This is a genomic window from Mariniflexile aquimaris (assembly GCF_042676825.1).
Lineage (GTDB): Bacteria > Bacteroidota > Bacteroidia > Flavobacteriales > Flavobacteriaceae > Mariniflexile > Mariniflexile aquimaris.
Genome location: NZ_JBHTIB010000002.1, coordinates 624,992 through 641,433, shown reverse-complemented (window position 1 = coordinate 641,433; position 16,442 = coordinate 624,992). Strand labels below are relative to the sequence as shown.

Here is a 16,442-nt window from a genome sequence, read left to right as displayed (position 1 = left end):
AAATTTTGTTCAATCGAAATGTAAGTTGATGATGCGTTAGGGATTGCAGCGGCATCCTTTTTAAAACGGGGAAGGTAAAATAGTTTATTAGTGCAAAAAATTAACAGATTGCTTTGTCGTGCCTTTGTGCAATGACGTTTTAAAAAGATATAGCGAAAAGCCCGACCCTTGTGGTAACGCCAAAAAGAATTAGATACAAAAACGTATTAATGAAACATAAAATCTACATATTATTTGTATTAATCGGGATGCTTTTGGTTCCGCAGATACATTATGCCCAAGTAGATTTTAATAAAAAGCCAGATGACGATTTAGGCGATGTTGAAGACAAATTTCAGGAACTTTTTTACGAAGCTATAAAACAAAAGAGCATTGAAAACTACGACCGCTCTGTGGACGCCCTTTTAAAATGTATTGCCATAGATAATTCGGTTGCGGTATTATATTTTGAGTTAGGAAAGAATTACATGCTGCTTAAAAATTTTGGAGCCGCAGAAGATGCGCTAAAAAAGGCGGTGAGTAAGGATCCGGATAACGAGTGGTTTTTAGATGAACTTTATGGATATTATATAGGGCAAAATGACATAGACAAGGCCATTAAAACCGTTAAGCAATTAGTAAAATACCATCCGGATTACAAAGAAGATTTGGCAGGATTGTATGTAAAAACTAAAGATTATAACGAAGCTTTAAAAATATTAGATCTATTAGATGCCGAGTTTGGAATTTCGGTGAGACGTGATATTATGCGGAATCAGATTTACGAAGCCACAGGACGCAAAAAAGACCAAATAAAAAATCTGGAGGCGCGTGTAGAAAATAACCCCGACAAAGAATCGAACTACTTACAGCTAATTTTTCGTTACAGCGAAAACAACGAAAAGGATAAAGCGTTTGAAACAGCTAAGGAATTGCTAAAAATTAACCCGAATTCTCAAATTGTTCATTTAGCCTTGTACAAGTTTTATTTAGACGATAACAATGCTGAAAAAGCCATTGAGAGCATGAAAATTGTGGTTAAAAGCAACGAAATAAAACCAGAAGCGAAACTAAAGGTGCTGACTGATTTTGTTCAGTTTGTGGGCAATCACCCAGAATATGAGGCAGATTTGGTAGAAGCCACGGCCATGGTGGGCGATAGTAATAACAGTAAAACACTTATTGAATTAGGGCAATATTACCTAGTTAAAAACAATAAGGCTAAGGCTTTAGAGTATTTTGAGGCCGCCTTAAAAATTGATGCAGATAATTTTAATGTATTGCGCAACGTATTATTACTTTACATAGATTTGCAAAAATTTAATTTGGCTGATAAAAAGTGTAGTGAAGTGCTGCAAAAGTATCCGGCGCAACCTTTATTTTATTTATTACACGGGGTAGCGCTTAACCAATTAAATGAACCAAAAAAAGCTATTGAAGTTTTAGAAGCTGGCTTAGATTATATAATCGAAGACACAAAGATGGAAATGGATTTTTACAATCAATTAAAAAGCGCATATACAGCATTAAACAATACGGCCAAGGTAAAAACGTTTAGCGATAAAATAAAACAATTAGAAACCCCAAATTAATGAACAAACTTAAGTACATCATTATATCCTTGTTGGCGGTTTTGGTGTTTCAATGTAAATCTTCAAAATCAATTGCTGGCGGTGAATCCAATTTAAAGTTGACTGCGAAACAACTTTTAAAAGAAAATTCTAAAGAAACCCCCGTTTTTAAAACACTTCAATCTAGACTTAAAATAACCTATAATCAAGATGGAAACGAGCAATCGTATTCGGTTAATTTTCGAGCAAAGAAAGATGAGATTATTTGGATTAGCGCCACATTTTCGGTAGTTAAAGCGATGGTGACTCCAGAAAAAGTGAGTTTTTATAACAAGTTGGATAACACCTATTTTGAAGGCGATTACAACTATTTAAGCAATATTCTGGGAACCGAATTAGATTTTCAAAAAGTTCAGAATTTATTAATAGGCGAGTCTATTTTTGAATTAAACGCTAATAACTACGATGTTTCGGTAAATGAAAACGTGTATGTAGTGCAACCCAAAAAGCAACGCGAATTATTCGAAATTTTCTTTTTACTAGACCCGGTTCAATTTAAAGTAAAATCGCAACAAATATCGCAACCTAAAGAGGCAAGGCATTTACAAATTGATTATAAATCGTATCAGGTAGTCGATAATCAAAGGCTACCAGAACACATAAAAATTATAGCTGTTGAAGCTACTAAAGAAACCAATATCGAATTAGAATTTAAAAACGTTACGTTAAACGAAAATTTAAATTTTCCGTATAAAATACCCTCAGGTTTTAAAGAAATTAAACTTTAATGTTACAGCAAAAACACACATATAAATTCTTATTACTGCTTAGTTTTTTACTTTGTAGTACGCTAATATTTTCTCAAAGCAACAAACAGGAAGAATTAGAAGCGCGTAGGCAGGAGCTTCGTTTGGAAATTCAAAAAATTAATCAGTTGCGACTCGAAAACAAATCTAAAGAAAAATCGCAATTATCCTTAATTCAAGATTTCAATCACAAAATTCGTGTGTTAGATAATTTAATTAAAGTAACCAATCAGCAAGCCAATTTAATTTCGCGCGATATTAACAACAACCAAAAAAGAATTTCCAGTTTAAGAAGCGAATTAAAGGTTTTAAAGGCAGATTACGCCGAAATGATGGTGAAGTCTTATAAGAGTAAAAATCAACAAAGCAGGATTATGTTTTTGCTTTCTGCAGACGATTTTAAGCAAGCTTACAAGCGTTTGCAGTATATGAAGCAATATACAGACCACCAAAAGCAACAAGGTGAAACCATAAAAGAAAAAACGGCGGAGTTACAAGCCATCAATTTAGATTTAATTAAGCAGCAGGAAACAAAGCGTAAGCTGATAGCCGAAAATAAAGAGGTTCAAAAATCTTTAGAGTCGGAGCGCAAACAGCATGAGGAATTAATGAAGTCTATAAAAAGGAACTTATCGGTTTATGCAGCACAAATAAAACAAAAACAACAGGAGGCAGACAGAATAGATGCTGAAATAGACCGCATTATTAAAGAAGCTATTGCAAAATCTAATAAAAAAGCAGGAAATACAAATGTTGCAACCGCATCAAACTTTGCCTTAACAGCCGAAGAAAAAGTATTAGCCGCAAACTTTGTAGCAAATAGAGGGAAGCTACCTTGGCCGGTAGAAAAGGGCTATGTTACTCTTGGTTACGGAACGCAACCGCACCCCATTGATAAATCGTTAACTATAAAAAGTAACGGTGTGCGTATTGCCACCGAAAAAGACGCTAAAGTACGTGCGGTTTTCGATGGCGAAGTAAGCTCGGTACTTAAAATGAAAAATGTAAACCCAATAGTTATGGTACGTCATGGCGACTATTTAACCATTTACAAAAACTTATCTGAAGTTTACGTGAAAGAAGGCGACAAAGTAAGTACCAAACAAGTAATTGGCGAGGTGTTTACCAATCCATCTAACGGAGAAACCATACTTAGTTTTTCAATATCTAAAGGAACAGCAACAGAAAATCCAGCGTCTTGGGTATTTAAAATGTAAAATGTAAAATTCCTGCGAAAGCAGGAATCTCAATTTAAAAATATTGCAAGAAACAAAGTAATCTGCCTACCAATTGGTAGGTTAAGTTTCTAGTTAAATAAACCTAAGATTTAACGGTGTTATATGCGTACTAAAACAAAGCCGCGTCTTGTTTTTCGGTAATGATTTCCATTCCAAAAATAATAGCGTTTGCCTCTAACTTTTACAATTTTGTAATTAGCAGGAGCAGTTTTAATAACTGTTACTGTTGCGGGTCTTGTTACAACGCGTGTAGCACACGATGTGGTTCCTAGCATCAATATAAATGCGAAAAATAGAATAATTGATCTCATAGCATTAAGATTTAATTTTATAAATAAGACCCTAAAAATAAGAAATGGTTTAATTATTCGAAAAAAGCTTTAAGTTCAGTAGCATCGTGAGGTTTCATTTTTCCTGACAATAATAAACTTAATTGTTTACGGCGTAAGGCCGCATCAAAGCGCTGTTTTTCTAAATCGGTTTCTGGTAGTACTTCAGGAACCAATACCGGTTTTCCTGTATCATCAACAGCCACAAAAGTATAAATGCCTTCATTGGCTTTCGAACGCTCTCCAGAAACGCGGTCTTCAATCCATACATCTATAAACACTTCCATCGATGTTTTAAAGGCACGAGACACTTTAGCCTCTACCGTTACCACACTTCCTAATGGTACCGCTTTACTAAAAGCCACATGATTTACCGAAGCTGTAACCACAATATGCCTGCAATGACGACGAGCAGCAATACTTGCAGCTCGATCCATACGCGCTAATAATTCGCCTCCAAACAGGTTGTTTAAGGGGTTGGTTTCACCAGGTAAAACCATATCGGTAAGTATTGTTTTAGATTGTTCGGGTGTTTTTGCTTGCATTGCTTGAGCTTTAGTTATGTTACAAAGGTAAAACGATTTTTAAGTTCTTAGGTAAAGATTTGTAATACTTGTTTTTAATGAAATTTGAATTGTTACGGAAAACCCACAGCAAGATTGAATAAAAAGTAAGAAATAAGCTAAAAAACTACGCTAACAGTCGTGTAATTTGATAATAATTTTTCATATTTGGGTTATAGATTCATAATAACTACTTCAAAATAATAAGTGTAACATGAGAGGCTGGCAACGAATATTACTATTAATTTTCCCTTATTTTTTGGTAGTTGGTATTTTCCAACTTGTAGGAGTATTAATAGCAGGTGTAGATTATAGTAATGTAGAAGCCGTAAAAACGTCTCAGCAACATGTAATAGTTGCTTTTTTTACCTTTTTTGGCACTTTTGCTTTACTCTGGTTTTTTATGAAGTATGTTGATGAAGAAAAATTCGTTAACCTGGGTTTTCAAATAAAAAATAGAATTAAAGATATAAACCTTGGTGTAATATTGGGTTTAGTCATTATGGGAGCCGGATTACTCATCTTGATAAGCCTTAATCAAGTTCAGTTTATAAAATTTAATGTCAGTGTTATAGATATAACATTGGCCATTTTAGTATATATATTTGTGGCCTTTACCGAAGAGGCACTTTTTAGAGGTTATATTTTACGCAATTTTATGGGTTCTTTTAACAATTATGTGGCAATTATAGCATCGTCTGTATTGTTTGCAGTTGCCCACGGATTTAACCCCAATATGGATTGGTTTAGTTATTTAAATCTGTTTCTAGCTGGAATTCTATTGGGAGCCACCTATATCTACACTAAGAATTTATGGTTTCCAATAGCCTTACATTTTAGCTGGAATTTTTTTCAAACCTTATTCGGATTTAATGTAAGCGGTCAGCAATTTTATTCGTTAATAGAATTTAAAATAACCGATAAAAACATGCTAAACGGGGGCGATTTTGGATTTGAAGGCTCCATATTTTCAATAGCAGCACAAGTGTTATTAATAGCTTCTGTTTTTGTTTATTACGAGCGCATAAAGCCTAAAAAAATTCAGATTTAATGCCTTTTACATTTTGAATTTATATCAAAACGATACGCCTGAACATTTGTTCAAGTAAAATAAATTTAGAATTTAAGTTGTGTAGTAGTGTTGTTATTCAGCAACAACAAGATCCAAATCTTTAACCAGCAACCAAGCGTCTTCGTTCTGGGTTTTTCTAACCTCACGTAAAACGGTTAAAGCTTCTTCGCCAGTTTCGTAACTACCGTAAACCACTTCGTTTAAACCGTATTTGTTAACCCCAATACTTCTGGCATTAAATCCTTTGGCTTTTAATTCTTCAATAATTTGAGCACAATTATCTTCTACTCTAAAAGCACCAGCTACCACATGGTAATTACCAGATTGCTTCGTTACATTTAGGGTAATAGCGGGCAAGGTATTTAAATTAAAAGTAGCTTGTTGTATTTTGGCATCCAGTTGTTGCGTGGCTACTTTTCGAGCTATTTGATTGTGTTGCTCAATTTGGTCGATATAGTATTTAGACGATACTAAACCACCCAAGGATAAGGCTATTAACCCAACAGCAGCATATTTTAAATACGGTCTAGATTTGCGTTTTTCTGGTGTAATGGTAAGCGGAATTACCTTTTCAATAGCTTCAACGTTTTGTTTGTAAACTTCACGCGAAACTGCTGGCGACACAAATTGTGTTAAACCAAACGAATCTGTTAAATAATTGAGCTGATAATTAGGTTCGAATAAAATATTGCCTTCAGAGTTAAAAACAATATCTCCAATATTTTTAAACGTAACCGTTTCACCTTGTGTTAAATACGATTTTATGGTATTTACACGTTTTGCAATTTTTTCGTTAGCAACTTCAAACGGTATTTTTTCCACATCGGCAATGTAATGCGCCAACAAGCCATCATTTTTTTGAATTTGCTCGTTAAACGACACCGTTTTTTTTGGTGGATAAAATGTATTAGTGCCATCTTCAATAGTTGCAGACGCACGTTGTGTTAAAAATGCACCAAATTCGGGAATGGTAACACACTCATATCTATAGAGTAAATCGCTGATGTAGGTTTCTAATTGCATAATAACAAAGTTAAAAAATTAAACTTGTAGATAAAATTTAGGTAGAAGTATTTATTAACAGTGTAAAAATTCTTTTCTTGCAGCTTCTAAATCAAATGTATACAATGACCGAACACGATTTGCTTTATACTTTAGCACTACAACACGTGCCAAATATAGGCGATATTACTGCTAAAAAACTGATTGCACACTGCGGTTCTGCCGAAGCGGTGTTAAAAGAAAAGAAGCAAAATCTATTAAAAATTGATGGCATTGGAAGCGTTATTTTAGGAGAACTAAACGGCACCCAGCATTTAGTTGAAGCCGAAAAAGAACTGGGCTTTATAAAAGAAAACGACATCAAGGTTTTTTATTTTGAAGACGAGCATTATCCTGAAAAACTAAAGCATTGTATTGATGGCCCCATAGTGTTATTTCAGTCGGGAAACGTCAATTTAAAAAAGCAACGTATTATTAGTATTGTTGGTACTAGAAAGATTACCAGCAGTGGCATCGCTTTTTGTGAAGATCTGATTGAAAAACTAGCCGTTTTTAATCCAGTTATTGTTTCTGGGTTTGCTTATGGTACCGATATTACGGCGCATAAAGCAGCTTTAAAACATAATTTGCAAACCGTAGCATGTTTAGCACACGGACTCAATCAAATTTATCCTGCCGTTCATAAAAAGTACATGGTAGATATGGAAAAAAATGGGGGCTTTTTCACCGATTTTTGGAGTAGCGATAAATTTGATAAAAACAATTTTTTAAAGCGCAACCGGGTTATTGCTGGTTTAAGTGAAGCAACCATAGTTATAGAATCTGCCGAAAAGGGCGGAAGTTTAGTAACTGCCGATATCGCTAATTCGTACAACCGCGATGTATTTGCGGTTCCGGGGAGAACCACCGATTCGCAAAGTATAGGTTGCAATAATTTAATAAAACACCAAAAGGCACATATGCTAACTACCGCTTTAGATGTGCCTTATATTTTAAATTGGAAACTCGAAGATGATAAAAAACCAGTCATTCAAAAGCAGTTGTTTGTTGAATTGGATGACACTGAAAAAACAATTTATAACTACCTAAAAGAAAACGATACACAACAATTAGACACGATTGCCATAAATTGTAATCTGCCTATTTTTAAAATAGCCAGTGTGTTGTTAAATATGGAATTAAAAGGCGTGGTACGACCGTTGCCAGGGAAATTATTTGAAATCATCTAAAATTCCTGCGAAAGCAGTAATCTTGTATTCGAATCTTAAATTAAGGATGAACTAATGCGATTGATGTTTTATCGTCAGTTTTACGAGATTCCTGCTTTCGCAGGAATTAATAGCCAACTTTTTCTCTAACTCGCTTTAAAACCTCATCGGCTACCAATTTAGCTTTTTCGGCACCTAATGCTAAAGCTTTATCAACTTCTTCAAGGTTGTTCATATAATAATTGTAACGCTCGCGTTGGGTTGCAAATTTTTCAACAATTAATTCAAACAACGCTTGTTTTGCGTGTCCGTAACCATAATTGCCGTTTTCGTAATTGGCTTTCATGGTGTCAATTTGAGATTCTGATGCCAATAAACTATAAATAGCAAAGCAGTTACAAGTACTCCAATCTTTTGGGTCTTCAAGTGGTGTGCTATCGGTTTCAATAGACATGATTTGCTTACGCAACTTTTTATCATCTAAAAACAGATTGATGGTATTATCGCGACTTTTACTCATTTTTTCGCCATCGGTTCCAGGAATAAGCATAATGTTTTCTTCTACTTTGCCTTCTGGCAACACAAAAACATCGCCCATTTTCGCATGAAAACGAGAGGCTACATCGCGCGTCATTTCAATATGTTGCAACTGGTCTTTTCCTACCGGAATTATTTCGGCATCATACATTAAAATATCGGCAGCCATAAGCATTGGGTAGGTAAATAAACCTGCATTAACATCTTCTAATCTGTCAGCTTTATCTTTAAAACTATGCGCTAATGTTAAACGTTGATATGGAAAGAAACAGCTTAAATACCAAGACAATTCGGTTACCTGCGGAATATCACTCTGTCTGTAAAACACCGTTTTTTCAATATCCAACCCGAAAGCCAACCAAGCAGCCGCTACAGAATAGGTATTCTGCCTTAGCGTTTCAGCATCTTTAATAAGGGTTAAGGTGTGCAAATTGGCGATAAATAAAAACGAATCGTTTTTAGGGTCGTTCGCCATTTTTATTGCAGGCATTAATGCGCCTAATATGTTTCCTAAATGTGGTGTTCCTGTACTTTGTATGCCTGTAAGTATTCTTGCCATAATATTACCTGCGAAAGCAGGTATCTGTTTAAGAGTTTAACGAAAGCGCAAAGGTAATTTTTTTAATAGAATTGCTCAATACAATTATGTATTTTTGGTCTCGATGAAGTTTTTTAAATATCCTTTCTGGATTTTGTATCGCATTTGGTTCTATATTCTTGTAGGATTGCCAATACTCATACTGTTTCCAATATTATTAATTTCCATTTCTAAGGAATCCTGGTATCCTTACTTTTTTAAAATTGCCCGTCTTTGGGCTAAATTTATTTTATTGGGTATGGGTTTTCGTTGGAAAATTGAACGCGAACAAACCCCCGAAAATACTAAAAGTTATATGTTTATTGCCAACCACACCTCTATGGCAGATATTATGCTCATGTTGGTTTCGGTTAAAAACCCGTTTGTATTTGTTGGAAAGAAGGAATTGGCTAACATTCCGTTATTCGGATTCTTTTATAAACGCACCTGTATTTTGGTGGATAGAAATTCAGCTAAAAGCAGACAAGCCGTTTTTTTAAGAGCGCAAAAACGTTTAAAATCGGGGTTGAGTATTTGTATTTTTCCTGAAGGGGGCGTGCCAGAAGAGCATATTGAATTAGACGATTTTAAAGATGGCGCTTTCAGGTTAGCAATTAATCATCAAATACCCATTGTGCCCATTACCTTTGGGGATAATAAAAAACGACTGTCGTATACTTTTTTTAGTGGCGGTCCGGGAATCATGCGGGTAAAGATTCATAAATTTATATCTACTGAAGGATTAACTATTAAAGATACTAAGGCTTTAAATAAGGCATCAAAGGAGATAATTCTTAAACAATTACGCACTTACAATACATAAAAAAAACGGCTCTGGGGAGAACCGTTTTTCATTGAAATTGATTTCCGAAGGTAATGGAAATCAACATCCAAGTCTAACCAAAAACCTAGAATTTTATAGCAAATCCGGTATAAACGCCTATAAAATAGGGTTTAAAATCGCCAGATGTATTGTTAAATGTGTTAATTTGATATTTAAACATCGGCTCTATATTCAAGTCTATTTTCTTAGAAACCTGATAGTTTAAGCCCAAACCAAAATTTGCACTGTAGCTAACATTATTAATATTATTGGCTTCACCTAAATAGGTTTTTGAACCGCCTTCGGCTTCAGAATATATTTTATTTTCATTTAAAAAGAACGAACTAAAACCACCAATTACATTAACACCAATTTTTTTACTTACTAGAGCATATTCTATTTCTAAAGGAATTTCTATGTAACCAAAAGCCTGATTAATAGAGGTATTCATGGTTTCGAAACTGCTAGGGGCAGCATTAAAATTTTCGCCACTAATTATCGAAATATTGTCAGACGCCAAAGTACTGGAACTGGCATCGATATTTCTTAAGGCTTTGGTGCTTGCGCTTACACCAGCCGATTGATATACAATAACATTATTGGTATTATACCCTAAATTTACTTTATTAATACCAGAGCGCACTTTAAGTTTATCGTTAACTGCGTAACTGGCATTAATACCATAACTCATGTTAAATTCTCCCGTTTTAGAATTGTTGCTAAACTGTGCATCTATAGAAGAGCCTTCGCCCAAAGTATTAAAATAAACCGGTGCCGCATTTGGGGCAATTCGCCATTTGTTGCTGCTTTTTTCGTCTGCTATTTTTTCTTCAGATTTATCTAAAGCTTCTTCAATGGTGAGCAGGTTTTTATTGGGGGTTTCTTTTTTAACTTCCGCGATAGCCTTAGTTTCTTTTGAAGCGTTATTTAGTATTACTTGGGTTTTTTCGGAAGCATTCGATGGTTTTTTATTTTGAATAGCGTCTTGTGCTTGCTTCGGATTATTGGAAGCTATCCCATTATTATTTGATGTGTTTTTTTCTTCGGAATTGGAAGCTAAGGCATTATTGTTTTTTAGGTTGCTTAGACTGTTTGCCGTGTTTGATTTTTTATTTGAAGCGCGATTTGAATTGTTTTCACTATCATTTTTATTAGTTGCTGAAGCACTTCCGGCGATTGAAGTTTCAGCAGAATGAGTTGAATTAGTTGATGATGCTTCTGTACTATTAGATTTATCCGTGTTAGTTTCTGTTGAATTATTGTTTTCAACCGCTATTTTTATGTCGTTTGATTCCTTAGAACTTCGGGTTTGATGCTCTTCGGTGTCAACAACATTAATAGGATGCGTTTCATTCGATTTGTTAAAATAAACACCACCTATGGTAAGCATAAGTAATAATACGGCTGCTACACCTGCGTAGCGCCACCAAAGCGGAATTACACGACGTTTTTTCTTGTCTTTGTTAAGTTCTGCTTCAATGTTTTCCCAAACAGCATCGCTAGGAGCTGCTTCAAAATCTTTGAAGCGCTCTTGAAATATCCTGTCTATATGTTTTTTATCTCCCATTATAAGGATTGTAAATTTTCATTTTGTTGATATTGTACTATGGTTTGTTTCAAAATCTGTCTGGCACGTGCTAAATTAGATTTTGAAGTACCAATGTTAATATCCAGCATTTCTGCAATATCTTTATGCGAATAGCCATCTAGCACATACAGGTTAAAAACCAATCGGTATCTATCTGGCAACTCCTGAATTATTTTTAATAGATAATCGATTGATAATGCATCTTCCTCAGCTTCTATGTCAACTTCTTCAATATTATTTTCGTTTACAATATCAAAAACCTTTTGGTTTCGGTATTGTTGTAACACGGTGTTTATAGTAACGCGCTTTAACCAACCTTCAAACGATCCTTTATTTTTATATTGATCTATTTTTTTAAAAATTGTTAAAAAAGCGTCTTGCAAATTATCTTCCGCTTCGGCATAGTTACGCGAATACTTTAAACACACAGAGAACAACTTACTCGAAAAGAGTTTGTACAATTCACTTTGCGCTTTAGTATCATTAATTTTACAATTTTCTATGAGTTGATTTAAACTCAAATTAAACACGTATTAATTAACACTTAAACTTATTCTGTTACAGGTACTTCAATAATTAAGTATTGATCGTCTCCATTAGCATCTTCTCCCTGCCAAAACTTAAAAATATACGAGCCATTGCCTGTAACCATAAAGTTAAAAGTAGTTTCTTCTAAAACATTATCCAAAGTTTTGCAATTATCATTTTCGTAAACAATGGTTATTGGGGCAACCGTACGCTCATTTAGGTTTTTTGCATAATATAAATTGTGTAAATAATGGCAAGTAGATGGTCGTGAATAGGTAATGGTAATAGGGTAGGTTTCTCCTAATGTAAATTCGTCAGGAATATCGACGCTCTCCACTGGTAAAATTTCAAAGCTATAATCATCATAATCTGAGCTACAAGAAAAGCATAAAATTAAAGCTAAACTTAGGGCAAGTAACTTTTTCATAACAACTAAATTTAATATTAATTACATGTTTGTTATAAACAAGATGCGTAAGTGCTTAAATGGTTGCGTATTAAAATAAAAAAATCCCGATTTATCGGGATTTTTTAAATTTATTCTTCGCCTGCAGAAGCGGCTTTGGCTATTTTTCTAACCTTGGCTTCTAGTTCATCCATAAGTTCTGGATTGTCTTTTATAAGTGCTTTTACGGCGTCGCGTCCTTGGCCTAATTTAGTTTCTTCATAACTAAACCAGGAGCCGCTTTTTTTAACGATTTCGTTTTCAACAGCGATGTCTAAAATTTCACCCACCTTACTAATACCTTCACCGTACATAATATCAAATTCGGCTGTTTTAAAAGGTGGCGCTACTTTGTTTTTAACCACTTTTACACGGGTTTTATTACCCGAAACACTGCCGTCGGTTTCTTTTATTTGCGTAGAACGACGAATGTCTAATCTAACCGAAGCATAAAATTTTAATGCGTTACCACCTGTTGTAGTTTCCGGGTTACCGAACATAACACCAATTTTTTCGCGTAACTGGTTAATAAAAATTACAGTACAATTTGTTTTACTAATAGAACCTGTAAGTTTTCTTAAAGCCTGAGACATTAAACGTGCATGTAAACCCATTTTAGAGTCGCCCATTTCGCCTTCAATTTCGCTTTTTGGTGTTAGGGCTGCTACAGAATCGATTACCACAATATCAATAGCGCCCGAGCGAATTAAGTTATCGGTAATTTCTAATGCTTGTTCCCCATTATCTGGTTGCGAGATGATTAAATTTTCTAAATCTACACCTAATTTTTCAGCATAAAATCTATCAAAAGCATGTTCTGCATCAATAAACGCTGCAATGCCGCCAGCTTTTTGCGCTTCAGCAATAGCATGTAAGGTTAGTGTGGTTTTACCAGAAGATTCTGGACCATAAATTTCAATAACACGTCCACGAGGATACCCGCCAACGCCTAAAGCGATGTCTAATCCAAGCGAACCCGAAGAAATCGCATCTACATCAACAACCGCTTGGTCGCTCATTTTCATTACGGTACCTTTTCCGTATGCTTTGTCTAATTTATCTAATGTTAGTTTTAGTGCTTTTAATTTTGCTTCTTTATCGCTGCTCATTTTTAATTTTTTTTCTGAAGTAATGGATGCTAAAATACTATAACTTTTGTCATCTTACAATTTTATAACGCAACCTTTATGAACATTTTGCATCTACCTTGTAGTAGTGGGAAGATATTGCTATGAAATACGCTATTTTCATTAAAATGATGATGGCGAAGTACATCTGATGATACCTGTTATAATCGGATGACATTATCTTAAGAATGCGTTTATTGCAGACTAACTCAAACTATTCTTTTAAAGCACTTATTATACAATAGGTGCTTTTTTTGTGTTTAGATGCTTCAGTTTTTTTAAAAATTGTACTTTTGCCGCTTAAAATATTCTTTAACCTTAAAACATTAGTATAGCATGCAACTGTACAATAAATTAAGTGCGAAAGAAAGAGCAGATTTAATCGACCAAGCAGGAAAAAGTCGATTAACACTTTCTTTTTATCAATATGCCAAAATTGGCAATCCACAAATTTTAAGAGACCACCTGTTTCTTACCTGGAACGCGTTAGACGTTTTAGGTAGAATTTATGTGGCTCACGAAGGCATTAACGCCCAACTTTCGTTACCAGCCGACCGTTTTAACGAATTTAAAACCCATTTAGACAGCATCGATTTTTTAAAAGATATTCGATTAAATATTGCTGTGGAACAGGATAATAAATCGTTTTTAAAGCTGAAAATAAAAGTACGCGACAAAATTGTAGCCGATGGATTAAACGATGATACTTTTGATGTAACCAACAAAGGAATTCATTTAAAAGCGGAAGAATTCAATCAATTTATTGAAGATGAAAACACCGTTTTGGTTGATATGCGTAACCATTACGAAAGTGAAATAGGTCATTTTAAAAATGCCGTAACACCCGATGTTGATACTTTTAGAGAATCTTTAGATATTATTGAAGCCGATTTAAAAGACCACAAAGAAGATAAAAATTTGGTAATGTATTGCACCGGCGGCATTCGTTGCGAAAAAGCGAGTGCGTATTTTAAACATAAAGGGTTTAAAAATGTATTTCAGCTGGAAGGTGGCATTATTGAGTACACCAGACAGGTAAACGAGCAACATTTAGAAAATAAATTTTTAGGTAAAAACTTTGTGTTCGATGAACGTAGAGCCGAAAAAATAAGCGACGATATCATTGCCAGTTGTCACCAATGTGGCGAACCATTCGACGTGCATACCAACTGTGCTAATCAGGCCTGCCATTTGTTATTTATTCAGTGCCCGAAATGTAAAGAAGCCATGGAAAATTGCTGCTCTACAACCTGCATGGAAATTAACAGATTGCCCTACGAGGAACAAAAGGAACTGAGAAAAGGACAAGGTAATAGTAACGACATTTTTAAAAAAGGACGTGCAGAACACCTTACCCATAAAAAAGATTTAAGAAATATTTTTGATCATTTTCAAAAACAACAACATTAAGATTATGCAGAAAATTGAATTAATGGCTCCGGCAGGGAATTTCGAATCTTTGCAAGCAGCTCTAGATAATGGCGCCGATTCTGTTTATTTTGGAGTCGAGCAACTAAATATGCGTGCTCGTGCTTCCATAAATTTTACGTTAGAAGATTTACCCGAAATATCACAACGTTGTAAAGCTAAAAATGTTAGAACCTATTTAACACTTAACACCATTATTTACGACCACGATTTATCAATCGTAAAAACCTTAATCAATAAAGCTAAAGAAGCCGATATCACTGCGGTTATTGCTATGGATCAGGCCGTAATTATGGCAGCGCGTGAGGTTGGTATGGAAGTGCATATTTCTACGCAAATAAACATCACCAATATAGAAACGGTTAAGTTTTACGCCCTATTTGCCGATACTATGGTGTTGAGCAGGGAGTTAAGTTTGAGACAAGTAAAAAAGATAACCGAGCAAATTGAAAAAGATCAAATAAAAGGCCCATCGGGGAAATTGATTGAAATCGAAATTTTTGGTCATGGGGCTTTGTGTATGGCAGTTTCTGGTAAATGTTATATGAGTTTACATGCCTATAATTCATCGGCAAACCGCGGTGCTTGTAAACAAAATTGCAGAAAGAAATATACGGTTATCGAACAGGAAACTGGTTTTGAAATGGAGCTTGATAACGAATACATCATGTCTCCTAAAGATTTATGCACCATCGATATTTTAGATCAAGTTGTTGATGCAGGCATAACTGTTTTAAAAATTGAAGGTCGAGGAAGAGCTCCCGAATATGTTGCCAAAGTTATTTCGTGTTATCGTGCGGCCATTGATAGTTTAGAAAACAACACTTACGATAAAGAAAAAGTGATTTCTTGGATGCAAGAACTCGAAAAAGTCTACAATCGTGGTTTCTGGAATGGCTATTATTTGGGTCAGAAATTAGGCGAGTGGAGTAATGGTTCCGGATCTCATGCCACCCAAAAGAAAGTGTATATTGGTAAAGGCACCCACTTTTTTCCAAAACCACAGATAGGTGAGTTTAAAATTGAAGCCTTCGATATTACTATTGGCGACACCATTTTAATAACAGGCCCAACCACAGGTGCTAAAGAAATTGAAGTGAGCGACATGATGGTAAACGACCAAAAACTAAGCAAAGGTACTAAGGGCGATTTAGTAACCATTCCGTTAGGTTTCAGAATTAGACCATCAGACAAGTTGTATAAAATTGTAGAAAATAAAGTGGAGGCTTAATGGTAGTAATCACCTTGCAACGCAATAAATGTATTGGGTGTAATTATTGTGTAGAATTAGCACCAAAGCAATTTCAAATGTCTAAAAAAGATGGAAAATCGGTTTTGCTTCATTCCAAAGACAAAAAGGGTTTTTTTACCTTAAAATCAAACGAACACGAGATTTTAGAGGCCTGCGAAAACGCTTCAAAAGCATGTCCGGTAAAAATAATTTCTGTTAAATTAGTATAAAATAAGATTAAAGAATCGCAATTATAGAATAGATTTAATGATAATTCAGCATCTATTTTAAAGTAAGCATAATAATCTTATCTTTACCTCGAGAAGTTTTTTTGAAATTTTATTTCACATAACCTCTCAAATTGTGATTCTCGCGAAAGCGGGATTCTTA

The 16,442-nt window shown here is 34.7% G+C and carries 17 protein-coding genes; 9 read left to right on the top strand and 8 right to left on the bottom strand.

The window, feature by feature from the left end:
- Positions 1-209 precede the first annotated feature (209 nt).
- From ACFQ0I_RS02885 to ACFQ0I_RS02875, 3 genes are read left to right on the top strand one after another with little or no spacing between them, the layout of a single operon-like run.
- Positions 210-1,571: a tetratricopeptide repeat protein gene (locus tag ACFQ0I_RS02885; RefSeq protein WP_379939169.1), complete on the top strand. Its 1,362-nt coding sequence runs from the start codon at positions 210-212 to the stop codon at positions 1,569-1,571.
- A complete protein-coding gene (locus ACFQ0I_RS02880) occupies positions 1,571-2,338 on the top strand; it encodes a DUF4292 domain-containing protein (RefSeq protein WP_379939167.1) in 768 nt (255 codons plus the stop codon). Before ACFQ0I_RS02885 ends, ACFQ0I_RS02880 begins: the two co-directional genes overlap by 1 nt.
- Positions 2,338-3,573, top strand: a complete 1,236-nt coding sequence (locus ACFQ0I_RS02875; protein ID WP_379939165.1) for a murein hydrolase activator EnvC family protein — start codon at positions 2,338-2,340, stop codon at positions 3,571-3,573. The genes ACFQ0I_RS02880 and ACFQ0I_RS02875 overlap by 1 nt, the downstream gene beginning before the upstream one ends.
- Before the next feature lie 119 nt (positions 3,574-3,692).
- Here the strand turns inward: ACFQ0I_RS02875 and ACFQ0I_RS02870 are convergent, their stop codons facing one another.
- Both ACFQ0I_RS02870 and ACFQ0I_RS02865 read right to left on the bottom strand, forming a co-directional pair.
- Positions 3,693-3,905 carry a DUF6515 family protein gene (locus tag ACFQ0I_RS02870; protein WP_379939164.1) on the bottom strand — a complete coding sequence of 71 codons (213 nt, stop codon included), beginning with the start codon at positions 3,903-3,905 and terminating at the stop codon, positions 3,693-3,695.
- 53 nt (positions 3,906-3,958) lie between these two features.
- Positions 3,959-4,468 (bottom strand): acyl-CoA thioesterase, encoded by a 510-nt coding sequence (locus tag ACFQ0I_RS02865; protein ID WP_379939162.1) that lies wholly within the window; start codon positions 4,466-4,468, stop codon positions 3,959-3,961.
- Between the two features lie 232 nt (positions 4,469-4,700).
- Here ACFQ0I_RS02865 and ACFQ0I_RS02860 point away from each other — a divergent pair, with 232 nt between their 5' ends.
- Positions 4,701-5,537, top strand: a complete 837-nt coding sequence (locus tag ACFQ0I_RS02860) for a CPBP family intramembrane glutamic endopeptidase (protein WP_379939160.1) — start codon at positions 4,701-4,703, stop codon at positions 5,535-5,537.
- A 93-nt stretch (positions 5,538-5,630) separates the two neighbouring features.
- Here ACFQ0I_RS02860 and ACFQ0I_RS02855 read toward each other — a convergent pair whose 3' ends face one another.
- Complete coding sequence (locus ACFQ0I_RS02855) at positions 5,631-6,581, bottom strand: HU domain-containing protein (protein ID WP_379939158.1); 951 nt, start codon at positions 6,579-6,581, stop codon at positions 5,631-5,633.
- A gap of 104 nt (positions 6,582-6,685) precedes the next feature.
- Here ACFQ0I_RS02855 and dprA point away from each other — a divergent pair, with 104 nt between their 5' ends.
- Positions 6,686-7,789: a DNA-processing protein DprA gene (gene dprA / locus ACFQ0I_RS02850; RefSeq protein ID WP_379939157.1), complete on the top strand. Its 1,104-nt coding sequence runs from the start codon at positions 6,686-6,688 to the stop codon at positions 7,787-7,789.
- A 106-nt stretch (positions 7,790-7,895) separates the two neighbouring features.
- On the opposite strand, the gene trpS is transcribed toward dprA, so the two are convergent.
- A complete protein-coding gene (gene trpS, locus ACFQ0I_RS02845) occupies positions 7,896-8,864 on the bottom strand; it encodes a tryptophan--tRNA ligase (RefSeq protein WP_379939156.1) in 969 nt (322 codons plus the stop codon).
- Between the two features lie 103 nt (positions 8,865-8,967).
- On the opposite strand from trpS, the gene ACFQ0I_RS02840 reads away from it, so the two are divergent.
- Positions 8,968-9,705: a lysophospholipid acyltransferase family protein gene (locus ACFQ0I_RS02840; RefSeq protein ID WP_379939154.1), complete on the top strand. Its 738-nt coding sequence runs from the start codon at positions 8,968-8,970 to the stop codon at positions 9,703-9,705.
- A gap of 85 nt (positions 9,706-9,790) precedes the next feature.
- On the opposite strand, the gene ACFQ0I_RS02835 is transcribed toward ACFQ0I_RS02840, so the two are convergent.
- The 4 genes from ACFQ0I_RS02835 to recA form a co-directional block, all read right to left on the bottom strand.
- Complete coding sequence (locus tag ACFQ0I_RS02835) at positions 9,791-11,272, bottom strand: hypothetical protein (RefSeq protein ID WP_379939152.1); 1,482 nt, start codon at positions 11,270-11,272, stop codon at positions 9,791-9,793.
- Positions 11,272-11,814 carry an RNA polymerase sigma factor gene (locus ACFQ0I_RS02830; RefSeq protein WP_379939150.1) on the bottom strand — a complete coding sequence of 181 codons (543 nt, stop codon included), beginning with the start codon at positions 11,812-11,814 and terminating at the stop codon, positions 11,272-11,274. The genes ACFQ0I_RS02835 and ACFQ0I_RS02830 overlap by 1 nt, the downstream gene beginning before the upstream one ends.
- A gap of 29 nt (positions 11,815-11,843) precedes the next feature.
- A complete protein-coding gene (locus ACFQ0I_RS02825) occupies positions 11,844-12,248 on the bottom strand; it encodes a hypothetical protein (RefSeq protein WP_379939148.1) in 405 nt (134 codons plus the stop codon).
- A gap of 110 nt (positions 12,249-12,358) precedes the next feature.
- Positions 12,359-13,375 carry a recombinase RecA gene (recA, locus tag ACFQ0I_RS02820; protein ID WP_379939146.1) on the bottom strand — a complete coding sequence of 339 codons (1,017 nt, stop codon included), beginning with the start codon at positions 13,373-13,375 and terminating at the stop codon, positions 12,359-12,361.
- Positions 13,376-13,729: 354 nt separating this feature from the next.
- On the opposite strand from recA, the gene trhO reads away from it, so the two are divergent.
- From trhO to ACFQ0I_RS02805, 3 genes are read left to right on the top strand one after another with little or no spacing between them, the layout of a single operon-like run.
- Positions 13,730-14,803: an oxygen-dependent tRNA uridine(34) hydroxylase TrhO gene (gene trhO, locus ACFQ0I_RS02815; RefSeq protein ID WP_379939145.1), complete on the top strand. Its 1,074-nt coding sequence runs from the start codon at positions 13,730-13,732 to the stop codon at positions 14,801-14,803.
- Between the two features lie 4 nt (positions 14,804-14,807).
- On the top strand, positions 14,808-16,052 hold the full coding sequence (locus ACFQ0I_RS02810; RefSeq protein WP_379939143.1) for a peptidase U32 family protein: 1,245 nt from the start codon (positions 14,808-14,810) through the stop codon (positions 16,050-16,052).
- On the top strand, positions 16,052-16,282 hold the full coding sequence (locus ACFQ0I_RS02805; protein WP_379939142.1) for a ferredoxin: 231 nt from the start codon (positions 16,052-16,054) through the stop codon (positions 16,280-16,282). Before ACFQ0I_RS02810 ends, ACFQ0I_RS02805 begins: the two co-directional genes overlap by 1 nt.
- The last annotated feature ends 160 nt before the right edge of the window (positions 16,283-16,442 follow it).

Coding starts and splice junctions, on each gene's coding strand:
- ACFQ0I_RS02855 (WP_379939158.1), bottom strand. CDS start 6,581: ATGCAATTAGAAACCTACATCAGCGATTTACTCTATAGATATGAGTGT.
- ACFQ0I_RS02875 (WP_379939165.1), top strand. CDS start 2,338: ATGTTACAGCAAAAACACACATATAAATTCTTATTACTGCTTAGTTTT.
- dprA (WP_379939157.1), top strand. CDS start 6,686: ATGACCGAACACGATTTGCTTTATACTTTAGCACTACAACACGTGCCA.
- recA (WP_379939146.1), bottom strand. CDS start 13,375: ATGAGCAGCGATAAAGAAGCAAAATTAAAAGCACTAAAACTAACATTA.
- ACFQ0I_RS02880 (WP_379939167.1), top strand. CDS start 1,571: ATGAACAAACTTAAGTACATCATTATATCCTTGTTGGCGGTTTTGGTG.
- ACFQ0I_RS02865 (WP_379939162.1), bottom strand. CDS start 4,468: ATGCAAGCAAAAACACCCGAACAATCTAAAACAATACTTACCGATATG.
- ACFQ0I_RS02870 (WP_379939164.1), bottom strand. CDS start 3,905: ATGAGATCAATTATTCTATTTTTCGCATTTATATTGATGCTAGGAACC.
- ACFQ0I_RS02825 (WP_379939148.1), bottom strand. CDS start 12,248: ATGAAAAAGTTACTTGCCCTAAGTTTAGCTTTAATTTTATGCTTTTCT.
- ACFQ0I_RS02805 (WP_379939142.1), top strand. CDS start 16,052: ATGGTAGTAATCACCTTGCAACGCAATAAATGTATTGGGTGTAATTAT.
- ACFQ0I_RS02835 (WP_379939152.1), bottom strand. CDS start 11,272: ATGGGAGATAAAAAACATATAGACAGGATATTTCAAGAGCGCTTCAAA.
- ACFQ0I_RS02840 (WP_379939154.1), top strand. CDS start 8,968: ATGAAGTTTTTTAAATATCCTTTCTGGATTTTGTATCGCATTTGGTTC.
- ACFQ0I_RS02885 (WP_379939169.1), top strand. CDS start 210: ATGAAACATAAAATCTACATATTATTTGTATTAATCGGGATGCTTTTG.
- ACFQ0I_RS02860 (WP_379939160.1), top strand. CDS start 4,701: ATGAGAGGCTGGCAACGAATATTACTATTAATTTTCCCTTATTTTTTG.
- ACFQ0I_RS02810 (WP_379939143.1), top strand. CDS start 14,808: ATGCAGAAAATTGAATTAATGGCTCCGGCAGGGAATTTCGAATCTTTG.
- trhO (WP_379939145.1), top strand. CDS start 13,730: ATGCAACTGTACAATAAATTAAGTGCGAAAGAAAGAGCAGATTTAATC.
- trpS (WP_379939156.1), bottom strand. CDS start 8,864: ATGGCAAGAATACTTACAGGCATACAAAGTACAGGAACACCACATTTA.